Here is a 25893-nt window from a genome sequence, read left to right as displayed (position 1 = left end):
CACGCTGGCGAGCATGCCCGGCCGTCTGTCCGGTGTTTGTGGTTGTTGCCCGGTCAGGTCCGTGACTCTGAGAGGGCCGGGGCGGCCTGGACCTGCTGGGCGGGTGGCTGGGCGCGGCGGTTGAGCCACATTTCGAAGACGTCGCTGGTGTGCCACTCGAAGGAGGCAAGCACCGGGGTGCCGTTGATGTCGTAGTCGACCTCGTCGAAGTAGAGCAGCGGGACGCCTTCGTTGACCTGGAGCTGCGCGGCCTCAGCGGGTCCGGCGAGGACGGGGAGCAGTTTGGCCCGCCCGTTCCGGACGCCGTGGTTGAGGGTCTCGAGCAGGTCGAACAGGGACGGGCCGAGGTCGGACCCGGCCGCTTCGGGCACGAGGGCCAGAGGGACGCGGTCGAGGCTGTAGACGACGGGCCGGGCATCGGCGAACCGGACCCGTTCGACGATGACGACCTCGGCCCCGCGGTCCAGGCGGAGCCGGGCCCGGTCGCCGTCATCGGCGGGTGCCACGCGCTGGGAGATGATCTTGATGCTGGGGGTGAACCCGGCGGCCTGAATCATCGCGGTGTAGCTGACGTTCAGGTCCAGCGCGTGGCGTTGCGGCACCCTGGTGACGTAGGTGCCTTTGCCATGGAGGCGGGAAAGGTACCCGGCGTCGATCAGTGCCCGGTAGCCTTCGCGGACCGTGGCGCGGCTGACCGCGAACTTGACCGACATTTCGTCTTCGTTGGGGAGCCGGTCGCCGACGTTATACGTGCCGTTGCTGATGAGCTCGGTGAGTTCATCTCGAACCTGTTCTGCAAGATTTGGCCGGCGACCTGACATGGTGTCCTCCCTGGGGCAATAAATCCAGTGTACTGGCGGTGCGGGTTCTGGTTAGACGCGGGCGCCGGCGGCGGCGTCGGCGTAGGACAGGGCGGTGCGGACCTGGGACACGACGTCCTTTTCGCCGGGGAGCTTGCCGTCGAAGATGGCCGCGCCGATGGTGAAGCCCCAGACGCCGGCTTCGGCGAGACCGCGGATCTGGTCCTCGTTGACGACCGAGCCGGCAGCGATGGTGGGCCCATCGACAACGCGGGCGACGGCGGCGGTGAGTTCCAGCGGATCGACGGTGGCGTGGCGGTAGGCGAGCAGGTCCACGCCGTGGACGCCCTCGAGCTTGGAGAGTTCGGCGGCGTGCGCGGTGATCTCCTCGATGGTGCCGAGCAGTGCGCTGGGGTGCCCGGCGACGCGGCCGGGGAAGGGGGCGAACTTGATTCCGGTGCCGGCGAGCTTCTCGACGGCCTCGGCGGCGAACTTGCCGCCCACGATCCAGTCCACGCCGGCGGCGATGGCGGCGTCGATGGAGTCCATCTCATCAGCCTTGTCGACCGAGACCACCTCGAGGTAGACCACCAGGTCCGCGGCGTGCGCGGCGGCGGTCAGCTCACGTGCCTTCTCGGCGGTGGCGCCGACGTCCTTGAAGCCGATGTGGCGCAGCCCGGTGTCCTTGACCTGCTCGAGGACCTCCAGGGCGTTGTCGACGGTGCGGTCGTTGTGGGTGAGCATAAAGATGAATTCAGACATTGTTCTTGTTCTTTCGCTTGTGGTGGGTGGTGCTGGGTGGGTGCTGGTGCTGGTGGGGTGGTGCGTGTGTGGGTCAGGCGGGGAGGAGTCCGCGGACGTCGTCCAGGACGTGGGTCGGCAGGATGCCGGAGGCGGCGAGGTGGTCATCGGTGGTCGCTCCGGACATCACCAGGGCCGAGGCCATGCCGGCATTCAGGCCCATGGCGACGTCGGTCAGGAGCCGGTCCCCGACCATCACGGCCTCGTGGGCCGGGACGCCGAGGCGGTGCAGGAAGGCGTTGGCCATATGGACGCTGGGTTTGCCGACGATCGCTTCGGCGCGTCCGCCGGTGCAGGCCTCGATGGCCGCAAGCATCGCGGCGCAGTCGGGCAGGCCGCCGTCGGGGGTGGGGCAGTACGGGTCGGGATTGGTGGCCACGATCACGGCGCCGGCGTTCACGGCCTGGTAGGCGCGGGTGAGTTTGTCGTAGTCGAAGGTCCGGTCGAAGGAGACCACCACGACGTCGGTCTGGGCCGGGTCATCGGTCAGGGTGAACCCGGCGCCGCGCAGCGATTCGATCAGGACCGGTTCGCCCACGGCCAGGACACGGGCCCCGGGGTGGCGGCCGGCGAGGTACAGGGTGAGCGCGTCGAGCGCGGAGATTACGTCCTGGGCCTGGGCCGGGATGCCGAGCCGGGTCAGCTTCGCGGCGTAGGCCTCGGCGGTCTCGAGCGGCTTGTTGGTCACGAAGACCACCCGGGCCCCGGAGTTGCGCAGCGCCGCCACGACGGTGTCCGCGCCCTCGATCAGGTCATCGCCCAGATACAGCGTGCCGTCCAGGTCGAAGGCGTAGCCCCGGTAGAGCGGGGCCGCTTCGCGGCGGCCGGCTTCTTTGGCCAGTAGTTCAACGGGCATCGTTGCCCTCCTTTCGGCCCCTTGCGGGGCACAATACAAGTCTAACGTTAGACGTCTAACGACTCAAGTCGGTGATGGAATCTCTGGAAGAAAGTTTCGCGGTGTGGTGCCGGTGGTGCTGGTGCCGGGCGGGGGCTGCCGGGTCGCGGCGCCCCCGCCGGGCGGTCGGCCAGATCAGCCTGCCGGGCTGGCCGGGCTGTCGGGCTCTTTGGTGGGGCTGGGTTGGTCAGGCGTCTGCGGTGAGGGCCTGGTCGGTGAGGGCGAGTTCTTCTTCGGCGGTGTAGTTGCCGACGCGCTTGCGGCCGACGGCGAAGTAGTAGGCCATGAACAGGGCCACCATGATCACGGCGATGACGAACGCGAGGGGGAAGCTGACCAGGGCTGCGGGGATCAGGATCCCGGCCAGGATCAGGGCGATCCACATCGTGACGCGTCCACCGCGTGCCTTGTAGGGGCGGTGCAGGTCGGGGCGCTTCTTCCGCAGCACCAGGGCTGCGGCCATCATCAGCATGTAGGACACGGCCGCGACGAGCACGGAGAGAGTGACCAGGACCGGGATGGCGTCCGGGAGGATGGTGGCGCCCAGGATGACGAAGACGAAGCCGATGACGCCGGGCACGATCAGCGAGCCGACCGGGGCGTGATGCTTGTTGAGCTTGGACAGTGATGCCGGCAGGTAGCCTGCACGGGACAGGGCGAAGGTCTGGCGTGAGTAGGCGATCACGATCGCGTGGAACGAGGCGACCAGGGCGGCGAGGCTGAAGATCGCGATCACCGGGACGATCCAGGTCTGGGATCCCACGACGTTGGACAGGGCCACGGTCAGCGGGGCCGCTGCGCCGGGGAAGTCGGACCCGCCGACGCCGGCGGCGACGGTGAGGGTGCCGAGGCCGATCACGGCGAGGGTGATGAAGGCCATGATCAGGGCCTTGGGGATGTCCTTGGCCGGGTTCTTGGTCTCTTCGGCAGCCATGGGGAGGCTTTCGATGGCGAAGAAGAACCATGCGGCGAGCGGCAGGGTGGCCCAGAGGCCGCCGATGCCGTTGGGCAGGATGGCTCCGCCCGAGTAGGCGTTCAGGTTATCCAGTGACATCTTCGGCGCACCGATCACCATGAAGACAATGAGGCCGACGACCGCGACGGCGGTGAACACGAATTCGATCTTCATCGAGTTGCCGGCGCCCAGGAGATGGACCACGGTCGAGCCGATGTAGAGGACTGCGGCGCTGACCAGGACCGGCACGTCGGGGAAGAGGACCTGCACGTAGGCGCCGACGGTCAGCGCCACCGCGACCGGGGCAAACACGAATTCCAGAAGGACGCTGACTCCGGCGAGGTAGCCCCAGACCCGGCCCAGTGCTGTGCGGACGTAGGCGTAGGCTCCACCGGCGTGGGGTACTGCTGCGGACAGTTCGCCGATCACGGTTGAGAGGCCGGCGTAGAGCAGGCCCATGATCGCGATTGCGATCAGGTAACCCCAGTAGCCGGTCAGGCCCAGGCCCGCGTTCCAGCCGTAGTAATCACCGGAGATCACGGCGCCGACGCCGATGCCCCAGAGCAGGACGGGCCCTGCAACCTTGTGAAGATTCTTCTTCTTGTGCTCCGCCTGCACTGGCGAAATTGTGGCTTGTGACACTGACCTGCTCCTTTGCGGGTTGTATCCATCATCGGCGCCACGGGAGGCGGGCCGTCTGATGTTTGACGAGGAAGCTGCGGGATTGCTCCGGTGGCTGGGTGCCGGGCTGAAATCAGCGCTCCGGGACCGGGTGTTTCGAAGGGGTGTTACGAACGGCCGCCGCGGGGGCGGCGGGCCTGGCTTTTCTCTGGCGTCTTCGGCAGGGAAAGTGTCCGGAAGGGGCTTTCGCGACCTTGTTCATCAAGCATACCAAGTCGTTAGACGTCTGACAAGAGAAAGTTTTTGTTGTTTTCCGGGACGGTTAAGCGTGCAGGCCGGCCGCCGCGCGGGCGGCAGGAACTGCCCTTTTCATGACAGCATCGGCAGAGGCGTCATCGGGTACGGAGATCGCTTCCCGCTGGAGGCGCACGAATTCCTGATAGCGCTCCAGTTCGTCGTCGACGTCTTGCGCAGTCCAGTCCAGGGCCGGGGCCACGGCCCTGGCAACCTCGGATGCGGCTTCTTCGCCGAAATCCTTGGATTCAATGGAAATACGCAGGCGGCGCTCAAGGACGTCCTCCAAATGCAGGGCCCCTTCGTGCGTCACTGCGTACAGCGCTTCAGCCAGAAGGGCGCCGCCGCCGCCGCAGATCTCCAGCCCGAGCACCCTGTTCTCGGCCACAGGCTTCAAGACTTCAGTGGCCATGTTTCCGTATCGACCGACCAGGCGTGCTGCGTGGCTGGACGGCAGTCCGAGGGTTTCGAGCATGTAGGCGCAGACGCTTTCAATCTCGGCGGCAACGAAGTTTTCGCCACCGAGGAGGGGCAGGTCCAGTGTTTGCGAGGGGCGGGCAGTGCTTCGCCCCTGTGTCGCGGCGTCCACAGCGTCCTTTGCCATGACCCTGTAGGTGGTGAGTTTGCCGCCGGCGATCACCGCGATGCCCTCGTGGGGCACGTCAACGACGTGTTCCCTGCTCAGCTGCGCGGTCGAGCCTGCCTTGCCTTTCACGAGCGGGCGGAGTCCGGCGTAGACACCGAGGATATCCTCGTGGACGATCGGGACCTCGAGCACCTTGTTGACGTGATCGAGCAGGTACTGGACGTCCGCGGAGGTGGCGGAGGGATTCGTTTTTCCCAGGTCCCATGGCGTGTCGGTGGTGCCGATGATCCAGTAGTTGCCCCAGGGGATGACGAAAAGGACACTTGCCCCTGCCCGCAGGATCAATCCCATGGTGGACGGGAAGCGATCACGGTCAACGAGGATATGAACCCCCTTGGACATGGTGACTTCGACTGCCGAGTCGACGCCGATCATGGTTTGCGATTCTGCGGTCCACACACCCGTTGCGTTGATGATGGAGCGGGCCCGCACCTCGAACCGCTCACCCGTCTCTTCATCCGAGACGAGTACTGTGTGGTCCGCGCTGCCGGTGCCGGGCATGATCTCCACTGCGCCGGCGCGATTCATCGCATGGACGCCCCGCGACACCGCAGTGCGCACGATCGTTGCGACCAGCCTGGCGTCATCGACCTGGGCATCAAAGTAGCTGATGCCCCCACGGCATGCAGCGCGGTTCAGGCCGGGCAGTTCAGCCCTGACGCGCTTGCGGCTGAGGTGGCGGTGCAGGCCGACGCCCGGGTGGCGGCCGCCGGCATAGCTGAACAGGTCATACAGGGCCATCCCGGCCCCCACATAAAACCGCTCGGCCAGCGGCGCGGTGACGGGGTAGAGGAACGAGACAGGCTTGACGAGGTGGGGTGCGATTGCGCGCAGGAGAAGGCCGCGCTCCACAAGAGCCTCCTTGACCAGCTTGAAGTTGAGCTGCTCAAGGTAGCGGATTCCGCCGTGCACCAACTTGGAAGACCGGCTGGAGGTGCCGCTGGCCCAGTCGCTCTTCTCGATAATGCCGACCGTAAGTCCCCGCGATGCCGCATCGAGGGCAGCGCCGGCGCCGACAACGCCGCCGCCAATAACAAGCACGTCGAGTACTTGTGACTTCATCGCAGCGCGGGCTGATTCGCGTTGCGCAGTGTTGAGTCGCCCGGTTCCGGCGGAAGTGGCGGTCTTGCTCATTGTGGCCTCCATGGGTCTGCCTGCCTTTCGTGGCCAGGCGTCATCAGCGTGGGATGTCATTAGACGTCTGACGAATAAAAGTGGGTATTGTTGGTTCGGGAATTGGCTTCGCTTGCGGTGGGGCCCGGCGTTTACAGTCCGGCGCCGATCCGTTCTGCCTCGGCGAGGGCGGCCAGGACGTCGGTCTTGGTCCAGGCTCCGGTGAGGTAGGCGAGATCGGCGATGTTGAAGCGGTTGCGCATGAGGTGGCAGTTCGTGAGCGCCCAGATGACGTCGTCTTCCTTGCTGGGGTTTTCCAGTTCGGAGAAGCGGGTCGGCGCGCCGGCGGCGCGGAGTGCCGCGACGATGGCTTCCGGTTCGCCCAGCAGGCCCGAGAGCACCTCGGCGTGGGCCGGCCAGGCTGCGGCGGCGTCGCGGATTTTGGCCCCGGCATCGACAGCGCGGAGGTGTTCGAGTTTCTTGGAGTAGTCGGACCAGCACTCGTTGCTCGTGGAACCGGCCTCGTCCATCCAGTCGAAGGCCTCCCGGACGGTGCGTTCGGCGTCGTCCGGCTCGGGGAGCCGGAGGGCGCCGAGGCTTCCGGTGCGGAGCTTCTCGTTCATGTTCCGCCAGAGGATCGCGACGATGACGGTCGCGACGCCCACCTGGGCGCCGTGGTGGGCGGTGTCTGTGCCGCGGGCCGTGCTGGCCATGTCCAGGAGGTGGCTGATGACATGTTCCATGCCGGAGGACGGGGAGGTTTGTCCCGCGACGCCCATTGAAATGCCCGACAGGGTCACGAACTTGGCCAGCGTCGACAAGGACTCCGGGTCAGAGGTCCCCACGCCGGGGGCAAGGCCCAGGAGTTCGGCGCCGTGGCGGCGGGTCATGGTCGCGGCCTCGGCGGAGTAGCCGCGGTCCATCTCGACGAGGGAGGACAGGTACCAGTCCGCGGGGGCGGTGAACATCGAGATCATGTCGCCGAGTCCGGAGCGGTTCAGCAGTGCCGGCGCCCCTTCCAGGACGTTGCTGTCGACCACCAGTGCGTTGGGCCAGCCGGAGTGGGCGGTGCGCTTGACGCCGTTGATCAGCAGCACGGACTGGTCATCGGCGAAGCCGTTGACGGAGGCGGCGCTTTGCACGACGACGTGCGGCCGGGTCCCGGCGGCGACCTTGCCGATGTCGCACAGGGTGCCGGAGCCGATGGTGACGATGACGTCCGCGCCGGCACAGCCGGCGGTCGCAGCGCTCACGGTGGTCTCGTCGGCGTGGACGTGGCCCGGGAGGGCCACGGTGGTGACCGTGCCCAGGGTTTCCAGGAGGGCCGTGACGGCGGGCTTGAGGTGGGTACCCGAGCCGGTGGTGTAGACGTCCTCGTCGGTGAGGACGGCGATGCTGTTATGGGCCGGGAGGGCGGCGACGATGTCGTGGACGGAGTCCAGCACGTCGGCGCCGATGACGACCTGGTCGAGGCCGACCAGGGGGTGGGAGAGGTAGCGGTCGAGGTCAGACGAGAGCGTCATGGCGTGTTTCTTTCTGCGGGATGGATTCGACGGCGTCGAAGAGGGAGCGGTAGTCCTGGTAGGCCATTTCAAGGGCCTCGGCATGGGCAGGGTCGGGGTCGATGCTGACCGGGTCGAGTTCGACGACGGCATCGACGGCGGATTCGAGGCTGGCGAAGGTGCCGGCGGCGACGGCGGCGAGCAGGGCCCCGCCGGTGGCGCTGGTCTCCTCGGTGAGCACCTTCTGGATCGGGGTGTTGCAGAGCGTGGCCTTCGCCGAGAGCCACAGCGCGGAGCGGGCCCCGCCGCCGACGACCCGGACTGACTGGGCCAGGCCCATGGCGTCGATCCGGTCGTAGATGTCGCGGAACGCGAAGCAGTTCGCCTCGATGATCGCCCGGGCCATGTCGGTGGAGTCGTGGTTCATCGACAGCCCGGCGAACGTCCCGCGCAGGGAGTCGTTCCACCGGGGCGCCATGGAGCCGGTCAGTGCCGGGATGAAGCGGACCCCGCGGGCGCCGGGTTCTGAGCGGGCGGCGCGGTCGAAGAACTCCTGCTGGCTGACGCCGAGGACGTTCTGGGCAAACCACAGCGTGTTGCCGCCCGAGACAAACCCGGGGTTCTCGATCAGGTAGGTGCCGTCCACGGCGTGCGCGTGGGTCTCGACGAGTTTGGTCTCGTCGAAGACCGGGAAGGCGCTGGAGACCCCGACCGGTTCGGCCGTGCCGAGGATATCGACGACCACCCCGGGCCGGACTCCGCCGGCGCCCAGGCATGCGGCGTGGTCGTCGCCGGTGCTGACCACGACGGCGCAGCCCGTGGTCAGCCCCAGCGCCGCAGCCGCCTCCGCGGTCAGGGTCCCGGCGACGTCGGTGGCGCGGCCGATCTCCGGGAGCTTGGCCCGGTCCAGCCCGGCGGCGTCGATGAGTTCATCGCTCCAGTCCCGGGCCACCACGTCATAGAGCAGCGAGGAGGAGGAATTCGCGTGGTCCTGGATTGAACGGCCGGTCATCCACGCGACGGCGTAGCCCCCGACCGAGGGCAGCGACGCGGCCCTCCGGTACACCTCGGGCTCGTTGTCGGCCAGCCACATGAGCTTTGGTCCGGTGTGGCTGGCGTCCAGGTTCAGCCCCGTCCGGGCGAACAGCCGGTCCGGATCGATTGCGTTCCCGAGCCGGGCAACCTGCTCGGTAGCGCGCCGGTCCAGCCAGATAATGGCCGGCCGCAGCGGACGCATGTCGGCGTCCACCGGCACGACGCCGTCCACCTGGCTCGAGAGCCCGATATGGGTCACCTCGGCCGGCTTTACACCGGTCCGGGCCAGCACGGCACGGACGCTGGAGGCAATCCCGTGCCGGTAGTGCGCCGGATCCTGCTCTGCCCAGCCGCTGTGCGGGTGCGCCATCGCATACCCGCTGCTTGCGGTCGCGACGATCACGCCCTCCGGCGACATCAGCACCGCCTTCGCGCTCTGCGAGCCAAGATCACAGCCAATTACATATCCCAATGAAATACTCCTTTGTATCCCAGCGGCCTTCCCCCGAAGCCATCACCATCTGCGTAAGTCGTCAGACGTCTAATAACTAGATTACGGGTGCGGCTCCCGGCCGTCAACCCCCGCCAATGTCCTTCCGGCACGAGCACCCCCGTCGAGGTCCCCGGTCTCGCTGGTGTTGCGAGCCTCTGGCCCTAGGTGAAGCCGCCACGGACGTTGTCAACGGCCGGCACGCCATAGGCGGTCTGGTCGCCGATTCGAGCAGAGCCTAGAATCGGGCTAGGCGCACCGGGCCAAGGCACCGGCCGGACACGCCCGCCGGAGATCACGTCCATGTTCCAGCGGTGCCGATAGGGGAGGCCCGCCATGGCAGTCATCAACAGGACCATCAGTTCGCTGCCGCGGGAACGCGCGTCCCGCGGGGAGTCCTGACCGCCATGGACACCATGGGAAAACTTGAAACGGAACAAAAGTACGACGCCGGGACCTCTGCGGCGCTGCCGGATCTGCAGGAAATCGAGGGTGTGGACCACGTCGCGGAGCCTGTGACGGATCAGCTAGAGGCTGTGTACTTCGATACTCCGGCCCTGGTCCTCGCGGCACGGCGCATTACCCTGCGGCGCCGCACGGGCGGGGCGGACGAGGGCTGGCACCTCAAGCTTCCCGCCGGGGCGGACCAGCGGGAGGAGATCCATGCGCCGCTGGGGCAGCCGGAGACCGTTCCGGAAGAACTGTCCGACCATCTGCAGGTCCTCATGCGGGGCGACGAACTCGTGCCCGTCGCCCGGCTGAGTACGCGGCGCACCACCTACCGGATTTACGGGCCGGGCGGTGAGCATTTGGCCGACTTCGCCGACGACCACGTTCACGCCGAGGCCCTGCGGCCGCCGGGGCCGGCCGTCGACTGGCGTGAATGGGAGCTCGAACTCGTCCACGGTACAGCGGGGCTCTTTGAGGCTGCCGCCGCAACTCTGACGTCTACCGGAGCCAGCCACTCCGCTTATCCTTCCAAGATCGCCCGTGCCCTGGGCGATGCCTGGCCGGCCGAGTTCAGTCCCCGGACTCCAAAGCCCCGGAAGAAGGGACCGGCGGTCGACGTCGTGACCGCCTATTTAGACGCGCGGATTGGCGACTTCATCGCCAATGATCCGGGTGTGCGGATGGGCACACCGGATTCCGTCCACAAGATGCGGTCCGCGACCCGCCGGGCGCGCTCCGCCCTGGCCACCTACCGCAAACTCTTCAAACGCTCAGCGGTGCGGGAACTCCAGGCTGAACTGAAGTGGCTGGGCCAGATCCTGGGTCCGGCCCGCGATGCCGAAGTCATGCTGGAGCGGCTTCGCCAGCACATCCTGGAGCTCCCGGAAGAACAGAGGTCCGGCCTCTTGGCCCAGATGATCGATCAGGAGCTGGTCGCAGCCCACGACGCAGGCTACAGAAACGTCCTGGAGACCCTCCGGACCGGCCGCTACTTCCGTCTCCTGGGCTCCCTGGAGGACTTCCGGGACCACCCGCCTGCCAAGCCACGCGCCTTCCGGCCCGCGCGCAAGGTGACGGCCAAGCTGGTCAACAAGGCGGCAAAGCGGGTGGAGCGTGCCCGGAAGGCCGTCAAAGGCTCGGCCGACACGGCCGCGCGCGACACAGCGCTGCACGAGGTCCGAAAAGACGCCAAGCGCCTCCGCCACGCGGGTGAGTCGGTCTTGGAGATCCACGGCAAGCGCGCCGCCAAACTCACCAAAGCGGCCGGACGGCTCCAGACAGTACTCGGCGACCATCAGGACAGCGTCATGGCGACCGCCCTCCTGCGCAGACTCGCGGCCACCCCGGACCGGCCCGCCGATACCGACCTCGGCTTCGAGGGTTTGCTGGAGATGGAAGAACGCATTGCCCGGAAGACGGAGAACAAAGCCCGCAAGGCAGGGAAGAAGCTTCGCCGCTTGCGGCTGCGACCCTGACCCTGGACGCGTCAAGCGTCGAGTGCTGCATCGCCGTCGATGAAGCTGAGGACCTCGCGGCCGTGTTCGTCCATGCCCGGTGCCTGGGGGACCTCAGCGACGCCAGCATTACTTTGTGCCCTCCGAAGATGGACCGTGACGTTCCACCGCCAGCGGGCGCATCCGTGTCAGGATCAGTCATGACCGACCGCCTGATGCTCCTCGACACCGCGTCGCTGTACTTTCGCGCGTTCTACGGCGTGCCCGATACGATCCGCCGCGCCGACGGCACCCCGGTGAACGCTGTTCGCGGCTTGCTCGACATGATCGCACGGCTCACCACCGACTACGGTGCGACGCATCTCGTCGCGTGCTGGGACGACGATTGGCGCCCGCAGTGGCGGGTAGACCTCATCCCGAGCTACAAATCGCATCGGGTCGCCGAGGAGGTGGCAGGCGCCCCGGATGTGGAGGTGGTGCCGGACGCGCTCGAGGCGCAGATTCCGATGATCCGCCGCGTGCTCGAGCTCGCCGGCATCGCCGTCGTCGGGGCTGCCGACCACGAGGCCGACGACGTCATCGGCACCTACGCCAGCCACGCCGAGCTTCCGGTCGACGTGGTGACGGGCGACCGCGACCTCTTCCAGATCGTCGACGACGCCCGTCAGGTGCGGGTGGTCTACACCGCGCGCGGCATGAAGAACCTCGAAGTCCTGACCGACGCCGACGTCGTCGGCAAGTACCGTGTGCTGCCCGTGCAGTATGCCGACTACGCGACCCTGCGCGGCGACACCTCCGACGGGCTGCCAGGCGTCGCCGGCATCGGGGAGAAGACCGCCGCGTCGCTGCTCGGCGAGTACGGCACGCTCGACGGGCTGCTCGCGGCTGCCGCGGACGCAGCGAGTGGGCTGTCCACCGCAGTGCGGTCCAAACTCGCCGCGGCGGCGGACTACCTCACGGTCGCGCCCACCGTCGTGAAGATCGTGCGAGACCTGGAACTGCCGACGCTTGAGGACGCAGGCGCGCAGTTGCACCCTGTCTCCGGCGGTTCGCGGGCCGAGCTTGAGCGTCTCGCCACAGAATGGAACCTCGGCGGTTCGGTCAGCCGGCTCCTTGAGGCATTCGACCTGCGTCGCTAGGGAAGTCCCTGGGGCGTGTGGGCAAATGCCGGGGCGAAGGCGCGATCCGGGCCGCACCTCCGCCCTCCGGCGGCCTGTTTTCAGTGTTTCTTGAAAGCGTCCTTGACCTTTTCGCCGGCCTGCTTCAGGTCTGCTTTGACCTGATGGCTCCTGCCCTCGGCCTTCATCTTGTCGTCGCCGGTGGCTTTGCCGGCCGCCTCTTTGCCTTTGCCGTGGAGTTTCTCGGCGGCATTGTGGATCTTGTCACTCAGGCCCATGATGAACCTCCTTATTTATGTCGCCCCCGCGACGTGAATGCCATGGAGGCCACACTTAATTGTAGGGACGGAACCGTGGAAAGCGGGGGCCATTTGGTGCGGTCCGGGCCATTCCCGGCTCCGGGACAACAATCCAGGTCAGGCGATCACGGTTCCAGAGTACAAATGCCGCCATCCGGAGTTATTCGGGCAGGGACCATTGGCAGCGGTGGCAGTGCGCCGGCAGAAGCGGCGGTGTTAGTCGGCAAGAATGCGGTAGAGCGCGCGGCGGGTGTCATCGATTACCGTCATTGCGGCATTGCGTTGTTCCTCCGTTGCCGAGAAGCGGAATTGGTGGATGACTCCCATGAGTTTTCCGACGCTTTGGTGAAACGCCGGCCCGGATCCCTCCGGGTCGGTGTTCCAGGCGTTCCCCAGATCCTCGGCGTGATCGGCCACGTAGGCCTTGCCCGCATCGGTGAGGGTGAACTCGGTGCGCCGGCCATCACCTACGGGCGCAATGAGCTCTTCATCAACGAGCTGCTGGAGCGTCGGGTAGACGGAGCCCGGGCTCGGACGCCAGGCGCCCGAGGTCTTTTCCGCAATGGTCTTGATCAGCCCGTAGCCGTTGGACGGTGATTCGGCCAAGAGGGACAGAATCGCCGAACGAACATCGCCCCTGCTGGCCCGCCGCGACCCGCCGGGGCCAAAACCTGGCCCGAAGCCCGGTCCGAAACCCGGTCCAAACCCGCGGCCCGGTCCGAAACCACCGTGTCCGTGGGGGCCGCGGCGGCTCCTGCCGCGCCCGAAGCGTGCCTGGGCGGGTCCGCCCTCCGTGAATTTATCGTCATGCATGCCTTTCATAGCGGCATCGACCTTCCCAATCAGTTGAAATCAATAATGGTCGCCGATTGTTCGGCGATAATTAACGATATATCGGTGAGTATCGGCGGTCAAGAGTCGATTCACCCCGGCGTCCGTTGACGCCCGGACGCTGCCAGCCGCTGCCAGCCGCTGCCGTACAGGTCACGGATACAGCAGGTCATCGAGCAGCCGTTGCACATGCTCGGGCCGTTCGATGTTCGCGAAGTGGCCGCAATGCGGGAGTGTCACCATCTGGACGCGTGGGATTATCGCGGCCAGCCGGAGCAGGTCAGAGGGTGGAGTGAACACATCGCTGTCCCCGCGGGTCGCGAGCACTGGACACAAAATGCCCCGCCACTGGCCAAAATCGTAGTGCGCCGCGGCCCGGGCTGCCGCGGAGAAACCGGCCGGCCGGGCGTCCTCGCCAAGCCCTCGAAGCACCCCCGCGGAGATGGATGCGGGTTCTGCGAAAAACGGGGACAACAGCGGCCGCATCACGGCGGTGGACCCGATTGCACGGACCAGTGCGGGCCCTGCCGGGCCGAGGGCTGCCGCGGCGCGCATGGCCAGCAGCATGCCCAGAAACATCGGGAACCGGAACAGGCTGCGCAGTGGCTTGCCGGCCGCTTCGGACACGCCGAACGTGGTCGCCGAAATCGCGGTCACGCTGGCGGTCCGCCCGGGCCACGCCGCGGCGATGTGCAATGCCAGGAAGCCTCCCATGGAGTGGCCCACCAGGTTCCACCGCCGGTAGCCGAGCGAGGTCAAAGTACCGGTGACGGCGCGTGCCATGGCTTCGATGCTCAAATTCGCCATCCGGGCGTCCTGCGTGGACTCGCCCCAGCCCGGCAGGTCTATCAGCACCCGGTCATGTGCCACTGCCGGGTGAAGAAGCTCCCGGAAGGACGTCCAGGAGCCCGCGGCGCCGTGGAGGTAGACATCCGCCGTCCCGGATACGGCGTGCGGGCCCCCGGTGCCTTCCTGGACATGCACCGTGCAGGGGCCCAGCTCGGTGGCAAGGGTGCGCCGCCGCAGCGTGGCAGCCCCCGTACTTGCGGTTTCCTGCTGAACACCCATGGTCACCTTCTGTTCGTGGTCTTTGAAGGTGATTCGGAGCGGCGGGGGTGCAGGACCGGACGCGAGGCTCGAGGCGGTGGAGGCCGGTGCGGATCAGGGCCTCCGAGGCCGCCGTTATCCGTGGCTCGGGGGAGGCGGTGGTCCGGCCGTCGCGGCCTGGCCGAACGTGGGGACCGTTGTCACGGATCCCAAGTTCGGGAGTGCGTGGCGGGTGGCGTGCTCGATTTCGTCGTGGATTGTGGCAAGTTCGCCCAGGTCGGTGATCGTGGTCAGGGGGATGGAGACCTCGACGTGAAGCCGGTGGCCGGACCAGCGCAGCCGGGATGTTGCGCCCGCGGGGGCGTGGGCAGTGACAACCGCCGCCAGGCGTTCCGTAAGGTTCGGGTCCACGCCGTCCATGAGCCTGCGCCCGATGTCGCGAATGGTTCCCCAGAGGAGCACGGCGATGGCTGCGGAGATGAGCAGGCCCACGATCGGATCTGCAAGCGGAAATCCGAGCCATATGCCGATGACTCCGGCGACGACGGCCAGCGAGGTGAAGCCGTCGGTGCGGGCATGAATGCCATCGGCGACGAGCGCGGCGGACCCGATCCGCCGTCCCACGCGGATCCTGTAGATCGCGACCAGTTCGTTGCCGGCAAAGCCCACGAGGCCGGCGGCGAGCACCCAGCCCAGGTTCTGGACGGGTTGGGGTTCGAAGAAGCGCCGGATGGATTCGACGGCGGCCACCACGGCGGAGAGCGCGATCATCGCCACAATGAACAGCCCTGCGAGGTCCTCGGCGCGGCCGAAACCGTAGGTGTACGTCCGGGTCGCGCGGCGGCGTCCGAGCAGAAAGGCGATCCACAGCGGAACGGCGGTCAGGGCATCGGAAAAATTGTGGACCGTGTCCGCCAGCAACGCCACGGAGCCACTGATGAGGACGATGACCAGCTGGAACAGCGACGTGGCCCCCAGTCCGAGCAGGGAGACCTTGACGGCGCGAATGCCCTGGGAACTTGTCTCCAGGACGGAGTCGATCGAGTCGGCCGAGTCATGGGAGTGGGGCACGAAGAGCTCCTGCAGCCACCCCCTGAAACCGGTCGCGTGGACATGGCCGTGCGGGCCGTGGTCGTGGTGATGGCCGTCGTCGTGGGCATGTCCGTGCGGGTGCGGGTGGACATCGTGGCCGGGGTGCGGGGGCCGGTTCATGCGCCGGCCTCCCTTGTGGGGCTGTGCGGGGCTGTGCTGTGATGCGGGGCCGTGCCGAGGGTGTGTTCGGCCTGGTGGATGGCGTCGGCCACGAGCTGCCAGGCGTGCCCGTCCTGCAGGCGGTAGTAGACCTTGGTGCCTTCCTGGCGGGTGGCTACCATGCGCGCCAGCCGCATCTTGGCCAGATGCTGGGAGACCGCAGCCGCCGATTTCCCGGCCTTTTCGGCCAGCACGTTGACGGGCAGTTCACCGTGGCGCAGAGCCAGGATGAGCCTGACCCGGGTGGCGTCGGCCAGCATGGCAAACACCTCCACGGCCAGCTCGACGTACTGGCTGTCCGCGGTGAGCGCGCAAGCCTTATTATCTGCATTCATACGCAGATACTTACATATAACCCCGCTCCACTCAAGACGATCGAATCAACGGGATACCGTTAGTGGCCATCAGGACGATTCCGGCGCGTCCGGATGCCGAAGGCTCAACTGCTTGGCGTGGAAGTCGAAATGAAGCGTGGGGTAGGCGTAAACATCGTTGAGCGTCATCAGCGGCGTGAAGAACGGGTCCCACCTGTCGGGGAACGGCATCGACCTGGCGAGGGACTGCGGGTTCTCATGGTCGAGCCGGCGGGAGAGCGCGGCGATGGTTTTATCCAGTTTCCGGCTCATCCTGCGCCTGTTGTAGACGAGGGCGGCGGCCCGGGAGCCCCAGTAGTTCACCACATCAAAAGGACCGGTGCCCGCGTTGAGGACAGCAGCGAATGCCCGGCCCGCCGGGCGGGGGAGCCGGCTGACGACGTGGACCAGCGGAAGCAGGGCACGGACCACCATGTAGCCGAAGACCATGTGGAAGAGCAGTTCCTCGTTGGTCCAGCGGGTGCCCGTACTTTTGCGGCCGAGGTCCTTGGGCGCCGGGTCCTGCAGCAGGGCGTCGAGGTGGCGGCGGGCGCGGCTGTACCCGGACAGGATCTCTTCCTTCGTCGGGTCCACGATGTGCACTCCGGTGTCGCGGGCCCGGTCAGTTTCCAGCCAGCTCCGCATGCAGCTTCCGGACCCGGGCCATGATGTCGTCCCGGACCAGGCGCATGCGCTCCATGCCTTCGATGCCGCGTTCGGAGGGCTCGTCCGTATCCCAGAACTCGAGCCGCTGGCCCTCGCGGGGCTCGACCTTAGCCTGGTTGCCCAAGACGATGACGACGTCGGCCGCGTCCAGGACCTCGTCGGTGACGGGCTTGGGGTATTCGCCGGTGATGCCGATGCCGAGTTCATTCAGAGACTCCACGGCCTCGGGGTTCAGCGACTGACCGGGCTTGGTCCCGGCGGAGTGCACCGTGACGCTCCCATCGGCCAGATGGTTCATCAAACCTGCGGCGAGCTGGGACTTTCCGCCGTTCTTGCTGCAAACGAACAGGACGGTGGGCGTTTTCGTGGTCTCGGTCATGCGTTTGATTCTTCCTTCTCTGAGCTGGGTTCGTGGAGCAGTGATGCGGCCGGTCGGTCTTCGCCGGAGCGTCCGTGGGACAGTCCGGTGGGGAAGCCGACGAGCACCGGCTCGGGAGCGGCGCAGCACGAGGACTCTGATGCGGTGGCGGCGGCCGCCGGAACGTCGCAGCTGGTGCCGGCGTCGGAGGAGCAGACGCCGGTTTCGGGGAGTTCGAGCTGGACGGTGTCCGCGGCCTCGCGGTCGCCGGCCAGGGCCGCGGCGACGGAGCGGACCTGTTCGTAGCCGGTGGCGAGCAGGAATGTTGGCGCACGGCCGTAGGACTTCATGCCGACGATGTAGAAGTCCTTGTCCGGGTGGGCCAGGAGCCTGGCGCCGTGCGGTGCAACAGTGCCGCAGGAGTGGAACTCCGGATCGATGAGCGGGCCGAGCTCCACGGGTGCTTCGACGGCCGGGTCGAGGTTCAGGCGGAGTTCGCGCAGGATGTCCAGGTCCGGGCGGAAGCCGGTGCAGGGGACGATGACGTCGGCCTCGAGGGTGCGTCCGTCGACGGATTCCACGGTCACGCCGGAATCCAGGGCTTTGAGGGAAGCAATGCCGAAACCGCTGTGCAGTTCGATGGTCCCGGCCTCGACGAGGCGGCGCAGGCGGGCACCGAGCTGGCCGCGGGCGGGCAGCCCGTCAGCGTCGCCGCCGCCGTAGACTTTCTCGGCGGACGCGCCGCGGACCGCCCAGAGGATCCGGGTGCCCGGTTCGTCCTTGGCCAGGTCCGCGAGGCTGATCAGGGTGTTGGCGGCGGAGTGGCCGGCGCCGACGACCAGGACACGGCGTCCGGCGAAAGCGCCACGGTCACGGCCCGTCACGTCAGGGAGCGGCGAGGAGATCCGGTCCGCGGCGGAGTCCTCGCCGATGGCGGTAAGCCCGGAGGTCCCCAGCGGGTTGCGGGTGGACCAGGTGCCCGAGGCGTCAATGACCCCGGCCACGGTGTGGTCGCGGGTTCCCCCGTCCTGGTGCTGGACGCGGACGACGAACGGTGTGATCTCGCGGTTACGGGTGTGGGTCTTGTCCATGCCTGTGCGGGTGACGGCGATGACTCTGGCGCCGGTCTGCAGCCGGGAGCTGATGGCCGGGAGCGCGGCCAGCGGGGCCAGGTACCGATCGATGAGTTCCCCGCCGTAGGGCAGCGCGGTGGGCCGGGGCGCCTCCCAGCCAGCGGCTTCGAGCAGGCGAACGGCGGCGGCATCGATGTTGAACCGCCACGGTGAGAACAGCCGGATGTGGCGCCACTGCTCGATCGCGGCGCCGGCGGAGGGGCCGGCTTCGAAGATCAGCGGTTCGAGTCCGCGTTCGATCAGGTGGGCCGCGGCGGCCAGTCCCACGGGGCCGGCGCCGATCACGGCAACGGGAAGGTTCTTCGTCAAATCCATGGGTGTCCTCTTTCATCCGTTGTGGTGTTGCGGTTGTTTTCGGTTGGCCCTGCCGGCCGGGGTTGGGCCGGCAGGCGCCGGTGTTGGGTTAGCAGCAGTCCTGATCCTCGTCGTCGCTGCAGCATCCGGTGTTCATTCAGCTCACCCCCTCTCCGTCCTCTGTCAGACGTGTGGTGCTGGCCCTTACTTGGCGGCAGGGGTCAGGGACTCGATCAGGTCCTCGATGCGGCCCTTGATCTCGTCGCGGATCGGGCGTACGGCTTCCACGCCCTGGCCTGCCGGATCCTCCAGGACCCAGTCCTCGTAGCGCTTGCCGGGGAAGTAGGGGCATTCGTCGCCGCAGCCCATGGTGATCACGACGTCGGATTCCTTCACGGCCTCCGTGGTGAGGATCTTCGGGATTTCGGCGGACATGTCGATGCCGAGCTCCGCCATGGCCGCCACGGCTGCCGGGTTGACCTTGTCCGCGGGCTGGGATCCGGCGGAGCGGACCTCGATCCGGCCCTCGCCGAGGGTGGTGAGGAAGGCGGCGGCCATCTGGGAGCGGCCGGCGTTGTGGACGCAGACGAAGAGGACGGAGGGCTTCTTGGCGGTTTCTGTGCTCACGGGGTTTCTCCTGGAATCAATGAGGTGAGTGGGCGATACAGTCTGGAGTCTTGCGCCCGGTTTGAAACTCTCAACCGAACATTGATGATGATCGATATAGAGAGTATCGGGCTATAGATTGATGAATGTCAATATTTGTTCCCGGCGGATTTCTGCGACGGACCTAGGCGGCGGTTACGCGGGGTGCAAGGTCATTGATGCGGCGGGTGATGTCGTTGAACGCCATGTCGAAAGCTTCTTTGGTGCCCGGGCGCAGCGGGTCCGGCACCGACCAGTGGATTCCAGCCAATCCGGGCAGTTCCTCGTGGGCCTTGTCGCAGACGGTCACGATGAAGTCGCCCTCGTCTGCCACCTGGATCAGGGTGCGCGGGGGAAGGTCCGCAAGGTCCAGGCCATGACGGCGGGCGACGTCGATAGCGCCTTGGGCGATGCGGTCTGCGGGACGCGTTCCCGCCGACGTCGAGGGAATTTCACTGACCTGCTGCCAGAGAGCGGCGGCCAGTTGGGACCTGGCGCTGTTTCGTGTGCAGACAAACAGGACGCGGCGCGCCCCGTGTTCGGCCCCCGGCACCAGGCCCTCCAGAGCGCCGGCAGCAAGCCGGATATAGCTGCGGCGCCGGTCGGCTTCGGAGCGGTGGCGGGTTGCCAGTCCGGCATCTTCCAGCGTGCGCAGATGGTGGGACAGCAGATTCGACGGCATCCCCAGCTCGGCCTGCAGCTCCGTCGGGGAGAAGTCCCCGAGGGTCAGCAGATCAACGATGCGCAGCCGCGCAGGATCGCCGAGGGCTGCGTGCTTGGCTGCCCGCGCCCGAAAGTCCTCTGCTGCCTCAATATTCATTGATTCAATTTTGACTGAATTAGTTCCTTGGATCAAGCTGTTGCCATGACTTCAAACCAGCCGCCGCTGTGGCGCCGCGCCATCGCCGAACTGCTCGGTACCAGCCTGCTCGTGGCCATCGTCGTCGGCTCCGGGATCGCCGCGCAGCAGCTCTCACCCAGTGACGTTGGCCTGCAGCTGCTGCAGAACAGCACCGCCACAGTGCTGGGCCTGACGGTGCTGATCCTGGTGCTCGGGCCTGTGAGCGGCGCGCATTTCAACCCCGTGGTCTCCCTCGCCGACTGGATCCTGGGCCGACGCGCCGGTACCGGCCTGACCCTGCCGGAGCTGGGCACCTATGTGGTTGCCCAGACCGTGGGTGCGGTCAGCGGCAGTATGGTCGCGAACGCCATGTTTGAGGTGGGCACCTCCATCTCGTCCAAGGAGCGGGCAACACCGGGGCATCTCCTGGGTGAAGTTGTCGCCACTGCGGGACTGGTCCTGCTGATCTTCGCCTTGGCTGCCACCTCCCGCGGCGCCCTTGCCGCGCCGGCGGTGGGCGCCTACATCGGAGCCGCGTACTGGTTCACGTCCTCGACCTCGTTCGCGAATCCGGCAGTGACGGTGGGCCGCATCTTCAGCGACACCTTCGCCGGCATCGCACCGGCCTCAGTTCCCGGCTACGTTCTGGCGCAGCTGATCGGCGCAGCAATCGGATTTGGCCTTCTCCTCATCCTGTTCCCCTCCGCGGCCCGCACCGCGGACGGCGTCGTCCTGGCGCACAGTGCCGAAACGGCCCGCTCCTAGCCTTGGCCGGCGGCCGAACAATGCCGCCCCCACCCAAAGCGGATCTGCGCCGGGTCGACCGACCCGAGCTCCCGCGCCCATACATTGATGTATATCAATATCAGGGCATAATGGGTACATGAAGTTGTTGCCTGTACTCGAGCCCGCCACGGATGAATCCTGCTGCACCCCGGCAGGGCCCCCTGCCCTGGGTGCCGAGGAAGCCCAGCAGAGGGCCCTGGTTTTCAAGGCGCTGGCCGACCCGAACCGGCTCCGGCTGCTCTCCATCGTCAAGGCTGGCGAGTCAGGGGAGGCATGCGTCTGCGACCTAACCGAGCCGCTGGACCTGGGCCAGCCCACGGTCTCTCACCACCTGAAGGTCCTGGTCGAGGCCGGGCTGCTGCACCGTGAAAAGCGCGGCACGTGGGCCTACTACTCCCTGGTGCCCGGCGCGCTCGAGCAGACGGCCGGGCTCCTGGCGACGCTGTGACCGCGCAACAGTCCGCGGTGACGATCCGCTCCATGCGCGAGGACGACTGGGCGGCCGTCCGGGGAATCTACCGCGAAGGAATCGCCACCGGCCACGCCACCTTTGAGGCGGAAGTGCCGGACTGGGAACGCTTCACCAGTTCCCGGCTTCCCGCGCACCGCCTCGTCGCCGAGGCTCCCGGGGGCGGGATCCTTGGCTGGGCGACTGTCTCCGCGGTGTCAGCGCGGCCCGTTTATGCCGGCGTGGTCGAGCACTCCGTCTACGTCGCCGCGGAAGCCCGCGGCAAGGGAGTCGGGGCCGCGCTGCTTCAAGCCTTGGCCGCATCGACCGAACGGTGCGGGATCTGGACGATCCAGGCCAGTGTCTTCCCCGAAAACGAAGCAAGCCTGAAGCTCCACCTCGCGAACGGATTTGCCGTCGTCGGCCGGCGGAACCGCATTGCCCGCATGAGCTACGGCCCCAGCGAAGGGCAATGGCGGGACACGGTGCTGATCGAGCGGCGCTCCCCGGTCGTCTAGGACCCCGCCCCACCAAACCGCTGGAAGGATGCGCTTTGCTGGGCAAGCCGGCGCATGGCCAGGAGTACCGGTTCCATCAGGAGTGTCCCAAGAACCACGTGCCTCATTGCGGCCTCGGCCGAATCGGTGGGGACACTTTCGACGTCGGCCGCCGCGATGTCCCGCATTGCCGCGGCGTAGCGGTCCAGGAGCGCGGCCGGCGCATCGAACCCGGCATCTGAGAGCCCGCGCAGGGCCTCCACCAGGGCGGCCTGCGTATCGCGGTCGCATGTCTCTGCGCCCCATCCCCAGCGGTCCAGGAGCCGCTGTGCCGAGGAAAGGTCGACGTCGTCCGGTGCGGACCGGGTGACCGCGCGGTGCGCAATTCCGAGCAGATCGTGGCCTGACTCCGGCGGGCTCTCCAGGCCAAGCAGCACCTGGCGGGTGGCGCTGATGCTGAGCCCGGCGGTTCCAATGAGTGCCCGGATGAGCTTCAGCCGCCGAACATGCGAGTCGTCGTAGCGGGCCTGCGTCGCGGACGTCAGGACGCCCTCGTGAAGCAATTTCTCCCGAAGGTAGTACTTGATGGTGGCCACCGGAATCCCTGTAGCGGCGGCCAGCTGTGAGATGCGCAAAGATTCTCCTTGACTTGGATAGTCGCACTCGCCAATATTGGGGAGTAGCGGTATCCAGTTAGGAGAAAAGTATGGCACGCATCAATGCTGGACGTTTCACTCACCGCCATTCCGGTGATTTGGTGGTCTTCCTCATCGGCATGCGCATCAACAGTCCCTGGCGTCCGGATCTCTGGCTGCCGGTGTTCCTTGCGATGCCCCGGATGCTGACCGAACTCTTCCGGGAGCCGGGGTCCGGCCTCCTTGGTTGCCGGTTTGCCCTCGGAGCCGGCGGGCCGGTCATTGTGCAGTACTGGGACTCGGTGGACAAGCTGTATGCCTACGCAAGTGCGCCCCAATCCGAGCACAGGCCCGCGTGGGCTGCCTTCAACCGCCAGGCAAGGAAGGCCCCAAAAGCTGTCGGCATCTGGCATGAGACCTTCCAGGTAAGCAGGGCCGAGAGCATGTATGTCTCTATGCCTACCGAGGGTCTCGCGCAGGCCACAGAGCTTCTGCCCGTGGGGCCCGGAAGCCAGCAGGCGAAGGACCGGCTGTCCAGCCCGGGCTGAGATGACCGGTGCCTTTCCGGATCATGGTTTGGTCGGGGAATCCGGCATCCGGCAGCGGGCCGCGAGCCCCGAGAGCAGGATGGTGATTCCCTCATCCAGTTCGGCCATCCCGTCGTAGTCGGCGAGGACCGGGGCGAGGGCGCGGAGGCGGGGGAATTCCTTCGGTGGCAGGCGGTGCAGCCCCAGCCGGAGAAGGGCCTCATTTTCCTCGGGGTCGACGACGAATTCCTGCAGTTCGTTGAGGATGTGCCCGTAGAGGTATCCGTAGTAGGCGCGGTAGACGTGCAATGCGTCAACGGGGGCGAATCCGGCGTCGATCAGCAGGGACAGGATCTGCTCCAGCGGACGCAATGTTCCCAGCGGCCGCAGGCCCAGGGGTGTTGACAGGGGGCGGGTCACGAGGAGGGGCACGACGTTGGGGTGCCGGAGCGCCAGGAGCCGCAGGTCGTGGGCAATGCGCCGGAGCTGCGACTGCCAGTCGGGATCGTCGGGAATGATGGCCAGTTCATTCAGCACGAGTTCTGAGACGCCGTCCAGCAGGGCTGCGCGGTTGGCGGCGTAGCGGTACAGGCTCATGGGATCCCGCCCGAGTTCCTGCCCGAGCCTGCGCATGGTGAGGGCGTCGAGTCCCTCGGCGTCCACCAGTGCCAGTGCCGTCGACAGGACAATCTCCCGGCTGAGGCGAGCCTTCTTGCCGGGAGCCGCAGGGGGCGCCGGGTGCTCTTCGGGCGACATGGTTTTCCGTTCGGGTCGATACAGAGTGGTTACAGTTCCGGGATGAAAAGCCGGTTGCTTAATGTGTAGTCTACGCCTAAAGTCTACATCGTAGAGAAGTTGCATTGGCTGGTTTCCGCAGGATGTGGACCGCCAGCCCAGTAACGCTTTATTCCCGGATCTGCGGTGACGCAGCAGTGCGGGATCTTGCGTCATCGCCCCGTGCATGGCCTTGACGCTCAGCTGCTGTAGCCACACGGCGGCACACAATGCACCGCGAAGAAACGAGCCACTCATGGCAACTTCCCAATACGACCAATTCCTGCAGGAAGCCACCACCCGGGACCCTGCATCCGACCACGCCCTGGGCCGGGACTGCCTCTACGGGCTCTACACCAGCTGGTGCTTCCTGAGCCAGACCGCGCCCCGCCCCGAAGATGCCTTCTGGGCGGCCATGAAAGAAAAGCAGATCCATCCCAAGCGCAACGGCCTCCGCATGAAAGGACCAGCCGCGGCGGACTACATCCTGGCCAGCTACCCGGGCCTGGTCTGACCCGGATGACAATCACGTCAAGCACGTACTTGCCACGGGATGCCCACCAGCCCCGAGGGCGCCGGCCTTGGTGTGCGACATGTGAGACGGACCGGCACCTGCTCCTGGACTCTGTCGCCACCTTGAATCCGCAGCAAGAAACCCTCGCGGCCGCCATCAGCTGCACCAACTGCGGCAGCTCGCACGTGGTAGCTACGACTGCGGCGTTTCTCGCAATCATCCCGGTGCGGAACGGGAACAGCGGCGGTGCCATGCACCGGGAGGACGCCTACCGCCACTGCCAGGAGCCGATGTCCGCAGTGGACCCCGAGCGGCGAAGTGCCCACCGGGCGGTTTCCACACACGCCGGGAGCCCGGATGTTCTGGGCGACTATCTCCGGACGCGCGTTCTCCGGTGCCGGTGCGGGTTCCAGATGGAAATACCCCGCCCGTGACAGAGGGCACCCTCCGGGGTCTGTAACCAACGAAGAATTAGGGGCACACCGTTTCCAACCACAGCACTGCCACCACCGGAGCCTCCGCGGCCCACAATCAACGACCCGCGCTGATGGACATGGATCTGTCCCCGCAGGGACTCGCGGATGCCCCGGCGAACGAAGTCGACCCGGACAGCCTCGTCTACACCGGCAACAGCTAAGGGCGCCGCACCCTTGGGGCCCCTCCGGCCGTAACCCCGGGGCGGGCTCACTTCGACGCACTTTCACCGGCCGCAGCCAAAACCGCTGAGGCCCACGTAGGAGAAAACATGAAGATCCCTGACTCGCGCGGACCCATAAGCGGTGGCCTTTTCCGGCTTCTGGCCGACGGGACCGGAGATGATTCCGCAGCCCAGGGCACGCTGCGCGATCTCACCGAACTCATCAACGGGCAGCTGGCACTCGCCGATGACATCATCGACGACGGCGATGTGCAATTGACCCTGTTCTGCCTCTACGAGCTGCACTACGGCGGCTTGGATGGGGTGGACGACCGCTGGGAATGGAACCCCGGGCTGATCGCACTCCGGCAGCTGCTGGAGGGACCGTTCGAGCTGGAGCTGCGGTCCGTGGCCCGCTCGTCCGCCGGATCAGTCCAGCCTGCTCCTGCCGCCGGCCTGGACAGCGACGCGGTGGCGGACATTCTGTTCGGGCTCGCGGGCCAGGACGGTGGACCGGGCATGTCCCGCCATGTGGCGAAGCTGGCCACCCTCGGGCAGCTCCGTGAATTCCTGGTCCACAAATCGATCTATCGGCTCAAGGAAGCCGATCCGCACACCTGGGCGATCCCGAGGCTGACCGGGCGGGCCAAGGCTGCGCTGGTGGAGATACAGGCTGACGAGTACGGCGGAGGCCGCCCGGACCGCATGCACAGCGCACTTTTCGCCCGGACCATGCGAGGGCTGGGGCTGAACGATGTCTACGGCGGCTATGTGGATGCCGTCCCGGCCATCTCTCTCGCCGCCGTCAACATGATGTCCCTTTTCGGCCTGAACCGCAGACTGCGGGGAGCCATCGCAGGGCATCTGGCGATCTATGAGATGACCTCCTCCCGGCCGAATCAGCTGTACGGCAACGGTTTCCGGCGTCTCGGATTCGGGGCCGATGTGACCGCGTACTTCGACGAGCACGTCGAAGCGGACGCCGTCCACGAACAGATCGCGGGCCGGGATCTCGCCGGAGGGCTCGTGGAGGCAGAACCGGATCTCCTTCCGGACGTCCTGTTCGGCGCGACGGCGGTGCTCGCCATCGACGCCCGACTCACCGCGCACATCATGGGGGCGTGGGAGAGCGGCACGTCGTCGCTGAAGCCGCCTGTCTCCGCCGGGGTCTGACCCGGGCACG

Annotated in this window: 27 protein-coding genes; 8 read left to right on the top strand and 19 right to left on the bottom strand. The window is 66.9% G+C overall.

Annotation, left to right across the window (positions count from 1 at the left end; translation table 11 throughout):
* Positions 1–53: 53 nt before the first annotated feature.
* The 7 genes from AC1DKN_RS01490 to AC1DKN_RS01460 form a co-directional block, all read right to left on the bottom strand.
* On the bottom strand, positions 54–821 hold the full coding sequence (locus AC1DKN_RS01490; protein WP_476870276.1) for a GntR family transcriptional regulator: 768 nt from the start codon (positions 819–821) through the stop codon (positions 54–56).
* Between the two features lie 51 nt (positions 822–872).
* A complete protein-coding gene (locus AC1DKN_RS01485; RefSeq protein WP_230012466.1) occupies positions 873–1562 on the bottom strand; it encodes a hypothetical protein in 690 nt (229 codons plus the stop codon).
* Positions 1563–1635: 73 nt separating this feature from the next.
* Positions 1636–2457 (bottom strand): HAD-IIA family hydrolase, encoded by an 822-nt coding sequence (locus AC1DKN_RS01480; protein WP_476870275.1) that lies wholly within the window; start codon positions 2455–2457, stop codon positions 1636–1638.
* A gap of 226 nt (positions 2458–2683) precedes the next feature.
* Positions 2684–4093 (bottom strand): ethanolamine permease, encoded by a 1410-nt coding sequence (gene eat, locus AC1DKN_RS01475; RefSeq protein ID WP_028278167.1) that lies wholly within the window; start codon positions 4091–4093, stop codon positions 2684–2686.
* A 301-nt stretch (positions 4094–4394) separates the two neighbouring features.
* Positions 4395–6146 carry a glycerol-3-phosphate dehydrogenase/oxidase gene (locus tag AC1DKN_RS01470; protein ID WP_476870274.1) on the bottom strand — a complete coding sequence of 584 codons (1752 nt, stop codon included), beginning with the start codon at positions 6144–6146 and terminating at the stop codon, positions 4395–4397.
* Positions 6147–6277: 131 nt separating this feature from the next.
* The gene (locus tag AC1DKN_RS01465; protein WP_476870273.1) at positions 6278–7648 is read right to left on the bottom strand and encodes an iron-containing alcohol dehydrogenase; all 1371 of its coding nucleotides are present in this window, start codon (positions 7646–7648) and stop codon (positions 6278–6280) included.
* Positions 7632–9134, bottom strand: coding sequence for a xylulokinase (locus tag AC1DKN_RS01460; RefSeq protein ID WP_476870272.1), 1503 nt, complete (start codon positions 9132–9134; stop codon positions 7632–7634). The genes AC1DKN_RS01465 and AC1DKN_RS01460 overlap by 17 nt, the downstream gene beginning before the upstream one ends.
* Before the next feature lie 434 nt (positions 9135–9568).
* On the opposite strand from AC1DKN_RS01460, the gene AC1DKN_RS01455 reads away from it, so the two are divergent.
* On the top strand, positions 9569–11077 hold the full coding sequence (locus AC1DKN_RS01455; RefSeq protein WP_476870271.1) for a CYTH and CHAD domain-containing protein: 1509 nt from the start codon (positions 9569–9571) through the stop codon (positions 11075–11077).
* Positions 11078–11256: 179 nt separating this feature from the next.
* Positions 11257–12195 (top strand): 5'-3' exonuclease, encoded by a 939-nt coding sequence (locus AC1DKN_RS01450; protein ID WP_476870270.1) that lies wholly within the window; start codon positions 11257–11259, stop codon positions 12193–12195.
* Positions 12196–12275: 80 nt separating this feature from the next.
* On the opposite strand, the gene AC1DKN_RS01445 is transcribed toward AC1DKN_RS01450, so the two are convergent.
* The 10 genes from AC1DKN_RS01445 to AC1DKN_RS01400 all read right to left on the bottom strand — a co-directional run bounded on the left by AC1DKN_RS01445 (position 12276) and on the right by AC1DKN_RS01400 (position 19871).
* Positions 12276–12452: a CsbD family protein gene (locus AC1DKN_RS01445; RefSeq protein ID WP_476870269.1), complete on the bottom strand. Its 177-nt coding sequence runs from the start codon at positions 12450–12452 to the stop codon at positions 12276–12278.
* A 237-nt stretch (positions 12453–12689) separates the two neighbouring features.
* Complete coding sequence (locus AC1DKN_RS01440) at positions 12690–13295, bottom strand: PadR family transcriptional regulator (protein WP_476870268.1); 606 nt, start codon at positions 13293–13295, stop codon at positions 12690–12692.
* 162 nt (positions 13296–13457) lie between these two features.
* Complete coding sequence (locus AC1DKN_RS01435) at positions 13458–14372, bottom strand: alpha/beta fold hydrolase (RefSeq protein ID WP_476870267.1); 915 nt, start codon at positions 14370–14372, stop codon at positions 13458–13460.
* Positions 14373–14486: 114 nt separating this feature from the next.
* Positions 14487–15563: a cation diffusion facilitator family transporter gene (locus AC1DKN_RS01430; RefSeq protein ID WP_476870266.1), complete on the bottom strand. Its 1077-nt coding sequence runs from the start codon at positions 15561–15563 to the stop codon at positions 14487–14489.
* Complete coding sequence (locus AC1DKN_RS01425) at positions 15560–15937, bottom strand: ArsR/SmtB family transcription factor (protein WP_223914797.1); 378 nt, start codon at positions 15935–15937, stop codon at positions 15560–15562. Before AC1DKN_RS01425 ends, AC1DKN_RS01430 begins: the two co-directional genes overlap by 4 nt.
* Before the next feature lie 69 nt (positions 15938–16006).
* Positions 16007–16600: a DinB family protein gene (locus AC1DKN_RS01420; protein WP_476870265.1), complete on the bottom strand. Its 594-nt coding sequence runs from the start codon at positions 16598–16600 to the stop codon at positions 16007–16009.
* Positions 16578–17000: an arsenate-mycothiol transferase ArsC gene (locus tag AC1DKN_RS01415; protein ID WP_476870264.1), complete on the bottom strand. Its 423-nt coding sequence runs from the start codon at positions 16998–17000 to the stop codon at positions 16578–16580. The genes AC1DKN_RS01420 and AC1DKN_RS01415 overlap by 23 nt, the downstream gene beginning before the upstream one ends.
* The gene (locus AC1DKN_RS01410) at positions 16997–18427 is read right to left on the bottom strand and encodes an FAD-dependent oxidoreductase (RefSeq protein WP_476870263.1); all 1431 of its coding nucleotides are present in this window, start codon (positions 18425–18427) and stop codon (positions 16997–16999) included. Before AC1DKN_RS01410 ends, AC1DKN_RS01415 begins: the two co-directional genes overlap by 4 nt.
* Positions 18428–18610: 183 nt before the next feature.
* Entirely contained in the window at positions 18611–19033 is a 423-nt protein-coding gene (locus AC1DKN_RS01405) for an arsenate reductase ArsC (RefSeq protein ID WP_476870262.1), read from the bottom strand.
* A gap of 163 nt (positions 19034–19196) precedes the next feature.
* Entirely contained in the window at positions 19197–19871 is a 675-nt protein-coding gene (locus AC1DKN_RS01400) for an arsenate reductase/protein-tyrosine-phosphatase family protein (RefSeq protein WP_476870261.1), read from the bottom strand.
* Between the two features lie 45 nt (positions 19872–19916).
* On the opposite strand from AC1DKN_RS01400, the gene AC1DKN_RS01395 reads away from it, so the two are divergent.
* The 3 genes from AC1DKN_RS01395 to AC1DKN_RS01385 all read left to right on the top strand — a co-directional run bounded on the left by AC1DKN_RS01395 (position 19917) and on the right by AC1DKN_RS01385 (position 21644).
* Positions 19917–20657 (top strand): aquaporin, encoded by a 741-nt coding sequence (locus tag AC1DKN_RS01395; RefSeq protein ID WP_476870260.1) that lies wholly within the window; start codon positions 19917–19919, stop codon positions 20655–20657.
* Between the two features lie 118 nt (positions 20658–20775).
* On the top strand, positions 20776–21126 hold the full coding sequence (locus AC1DKN_RS01390; protein ID WP_459383543.1) for an ArsR/SmtB family transcription factor: 351 nt from the start codon (positions 20776–20778) through the stop codon (positions 21124–21126).
* Positions 21127–21158: 32 nt separating this feature from the next.
* Positions 21159–21644, top strand: a complete 486-nt coding sequence (locus AC1DKN_RS01385) for an N-acetyltransferase family protein (protein ID WP_476870343.1) — start codon at positions 21159–21161, stop codon at positions 21642–21644.
* Here the strand turns inward: AC1DKN_RS01385 and AC1DKN_RS01380 are convergent.
* The gene (locus AC1DKN_RS01380) at positions 21641–22258 is read right to left on the bottom strand and encodes a MerR family transcriptional regulator (protein WP_476870259.1); all 618 of its coding nucleotides are present in this window, start codon (positions 22256–22258) and stop codon (positions 21641–21643) included. The genes AC1DKN_RS01385 and AC1DKN_RS01380 overlap by 4 nt on opposite strands.
* A gap of 71 nt (positions 22259–22329) precedes the next feature.
* On the opposite strand from AC1DKN_RS01380, the gene AC1DKN_RS01375 reads away from it, so the two are divergent.
* Entirely contained in the window at positions 22330–22806 is a 477-nt protein-coding gene (locus AC1DKN_RS01375) for a DUF4188 domain-containing protein (RefSeq protein ID WP_476870258.1), read from the top strand.
* A gap of 21 nt (positions 22807–22827) precedes the next feature.
* On the opposite strand, the gene AC1DKN_RS01370 is transcribed toward AC1DKN_RS01375, so the two are convergent.
* Complete coding sequence (locus tag AC1DKN_RS01370; RefSeq protein ID WP_476849988.1) at positions 22828–23541, bottom strand: TetR/AcrR family transcriptional regulator C-terminal domain-containing protein; 714 nt, start codon at positions 23539–23541, stop codon at positions 22828–22830.
* A gap of 274 nt (positions 23542–23815) precedes the next feature.
* On the opposite strand from AC1DKN_RS01370, the gene AC1DKN_RS01365 reads away from it, so the two are divergent.
* Both AC1DKN_RS01365 and AC1DKN_RS01360 read left to right on the top strand, forming a co-directional pair.
* On the top strand, positions 23816–24073 hold the full coding sequence (locus tag AC1DKN_RS01365) for a hypothetical protein (protein WP_230010808.1): 258 nt from the start codon (positions 23816–23818) through the stop codon (positions 24071–24073).
* A 745-nt stretch (positions 24074–24818) separates the two neighbouring features.
* On the top strand, positions 24819–25883 hold the full coding sequence (locus AC1DKN_RS01360) for an iron-containing redox enzyme family protein (RefSeq protein WP_476870257.1): 1065 nt from the start codon (positions 24819–24821) through the stop codon (positions 25881–25883).
* Positions 25884–25893 lie beyond the last annotated feature (10 nt).

Source organism: Arthrobacter sp. 01N444 (genome assembly GCF_056399305.1).
This window is presented reverse-complemented; position numbering and strand designations above follow the sequence as displayed.

What these genes read in the sequence shown, in the direction of transcription:
- AC1DKN_RS01490 (WP_476870276.1), bottom strand. Translation starts at nt 821, where the DNA reads ATGTCAGGTCGCCGGCCAAATCTTGCAGAACAGGTTCGAGATGAACTC.
- AC1DKN_RS01485 (WP_230012466.1), bottom strand. Translation starts at nt 1,562, where the DNA reads ATGTCTGAATTCATCTTTATGCTCACCCACAACGACCGCACCGTCGAC.
- AC1DKN_RS01480 (WP_476870275.1), bottom strand. Translation starts at nt 2,457, where the DNA reads ATGCCCGTTGAACTACTGGCCAAAGAAGCCGGCCGCCGCGAAGCGGCC.
- AC1DKN_RS01470 (WP_476870274.1), bottom strand. Translation starts at nt 6,146, where the DNA reads ATGAGCAAGACCGCCACTTCCGCCGGAACCGGGCGACTCAACACTGCG.
- AC1DKN_RS01465 (WP_476870273.1), bottom strand. Translation starts at nt 7,648, where the DNA reads ATGACGCTCTCGTCTGACCTCGACCGCTACCTCTCCCACCCCCTGGTC.
- AC1DKN_RS01455 (WP_476870271.1), top strand. Translation starts at nt 9,569, where the DNA reads ATGGGAAAACTTGAAACGGAACAAAAGTACGACGCCGGGACCTCTGCG.
- AC1DKN_RS01450 (WP_476870270.1), top strand. Translation starts at nt 11,257, where the DNA reads ATGACCGACCGCCTGATGCTCCTCGACACCGCGTCGCTGTACTTTCGC.
- AC1DKN_RS01445 (WP_476870269.1), bottom strand. Translation starts at nt 12,452, where the DNA reads ATGGGCCTGAGTGACAAGATCCACAATGCCGCCGAGAAACTCCACGGC.
- AC1DKN_RS01440 (WP_476870268.1), bottom strand. Translation starts at nt 13,295, where the DNA reads ATGAAAGGCATGCATGACGATAAATTCACGGAGGGCGGACCCGCCCAG.
- AC1DKN_RS01435 (WP_476870267.1), bottom strand. Translation starts at nt 14,372, where the DNA reads ATGGGTGTTCAGCAGGAAACCGCAAGTACGGGGGCTGCCACGCTGCGG.
- AC1DKN_RS01430 (WP_476870266.1), bottom strand. Translation starts at nt 15,563, where the DNA reads ATGAACCGGCCCCCGCACCCCGGCCACGATGTCCACCCGCACCCGCAC.
- AC1DKN_RS01425 (WP_223914797.1), bottom strand. Translation starts at nt 15,937, where the DNA reads ATGAATGCAGATAATAAGGCTTGCGCGCTCACCGCGGACAGCCAGTAC.
- AC1DKN_RS01420 (WP_476870265.1), bottom strand. Translation starts at nt 16,600, where the DNA reads ATGCGGAGCTGGCTGGAAACTGACCGGGCCCGCGACACCGGAGTGCAC.
- AC1DKN_RS01415 (WP_476870264.1), bottom strand. Translation starts at nt 17,000, where the DNA reads ATGACCGAGACCACGAAAACGCCCACCGTCCTGTTCGTTTGCAGCAAG.
- AC1DKN_RS01410 (WP_476870263.1), bottom strand. Translation starts at nt 18,427, where the DNA reads ATGGATTTGACGAAGAACCTTCCCGTTGCCGTGATCGGCGCCGGCCCC.
- AC1DKN_RS01400 (WP_476870261.1), bottom strand. Translation starts at nt 19,871, where the DNA reads ATGAATATTGAGGCAGCAGAGGACTTTCGGGCGCGGGCAGCCAAGCAC.
- AC1DKN_RS01395 (WP_476870260.1), top strand. Translation starts at nt 19,917, where the DNA reads ATGACTTCAAACCAGCCGCCGCTGTGGCGCCGCGCCATCGCCGAACTG.
- AC1DKN_RS01390 (WP_459383543.1), top strand. Translation starts at nt 20,776, where the DNA reads ATGAAGTTGTTGCCTGTACTCGAGCCCGCCACGGATGAATCCTGCTGC.
- AC1DKN_RS01385 (WP_476870343.1), top strand. Translation starts at nt 21,159, where the DNA reads ATGCGCGAGGACGACTGGGCGGCCGTCCGGGGAATCTACCGCGAAGGA.
- AC1DKN_RS01375 (WP_476870258.1), top strand. Translation starts at nt 22,330, where the DNA reads ATGGCACGCATCAATGCTGGACGTTTCACTCACCGCCATTCCGGTGAT.
- AC1DKN_RS01370 (WP_476849988.1), bottom strand. Translation starts at nt 23,541, where the DNA reads ATGTCGCCCGAAGAGCACCCGGCGCCCCCTGCGGCTCCCGGCAAGAAG.
- AC1DKN_RS01365 (WP_230010808.1), top strand. Translation starts at nt 23,816, where the DNA reads ATGGCAACTTCCCAATACGACCAATTCCTGCAGGAAGCCACCACCCGG.
- AC1DKN_RS01360 (WP_476870257.1), top strand. Translation starts at nt 24,819, where the DNA reads ATGAAGATCCCTGACTCGCGCGGACCCATAAGCGGTGGCCTTTTCCGG.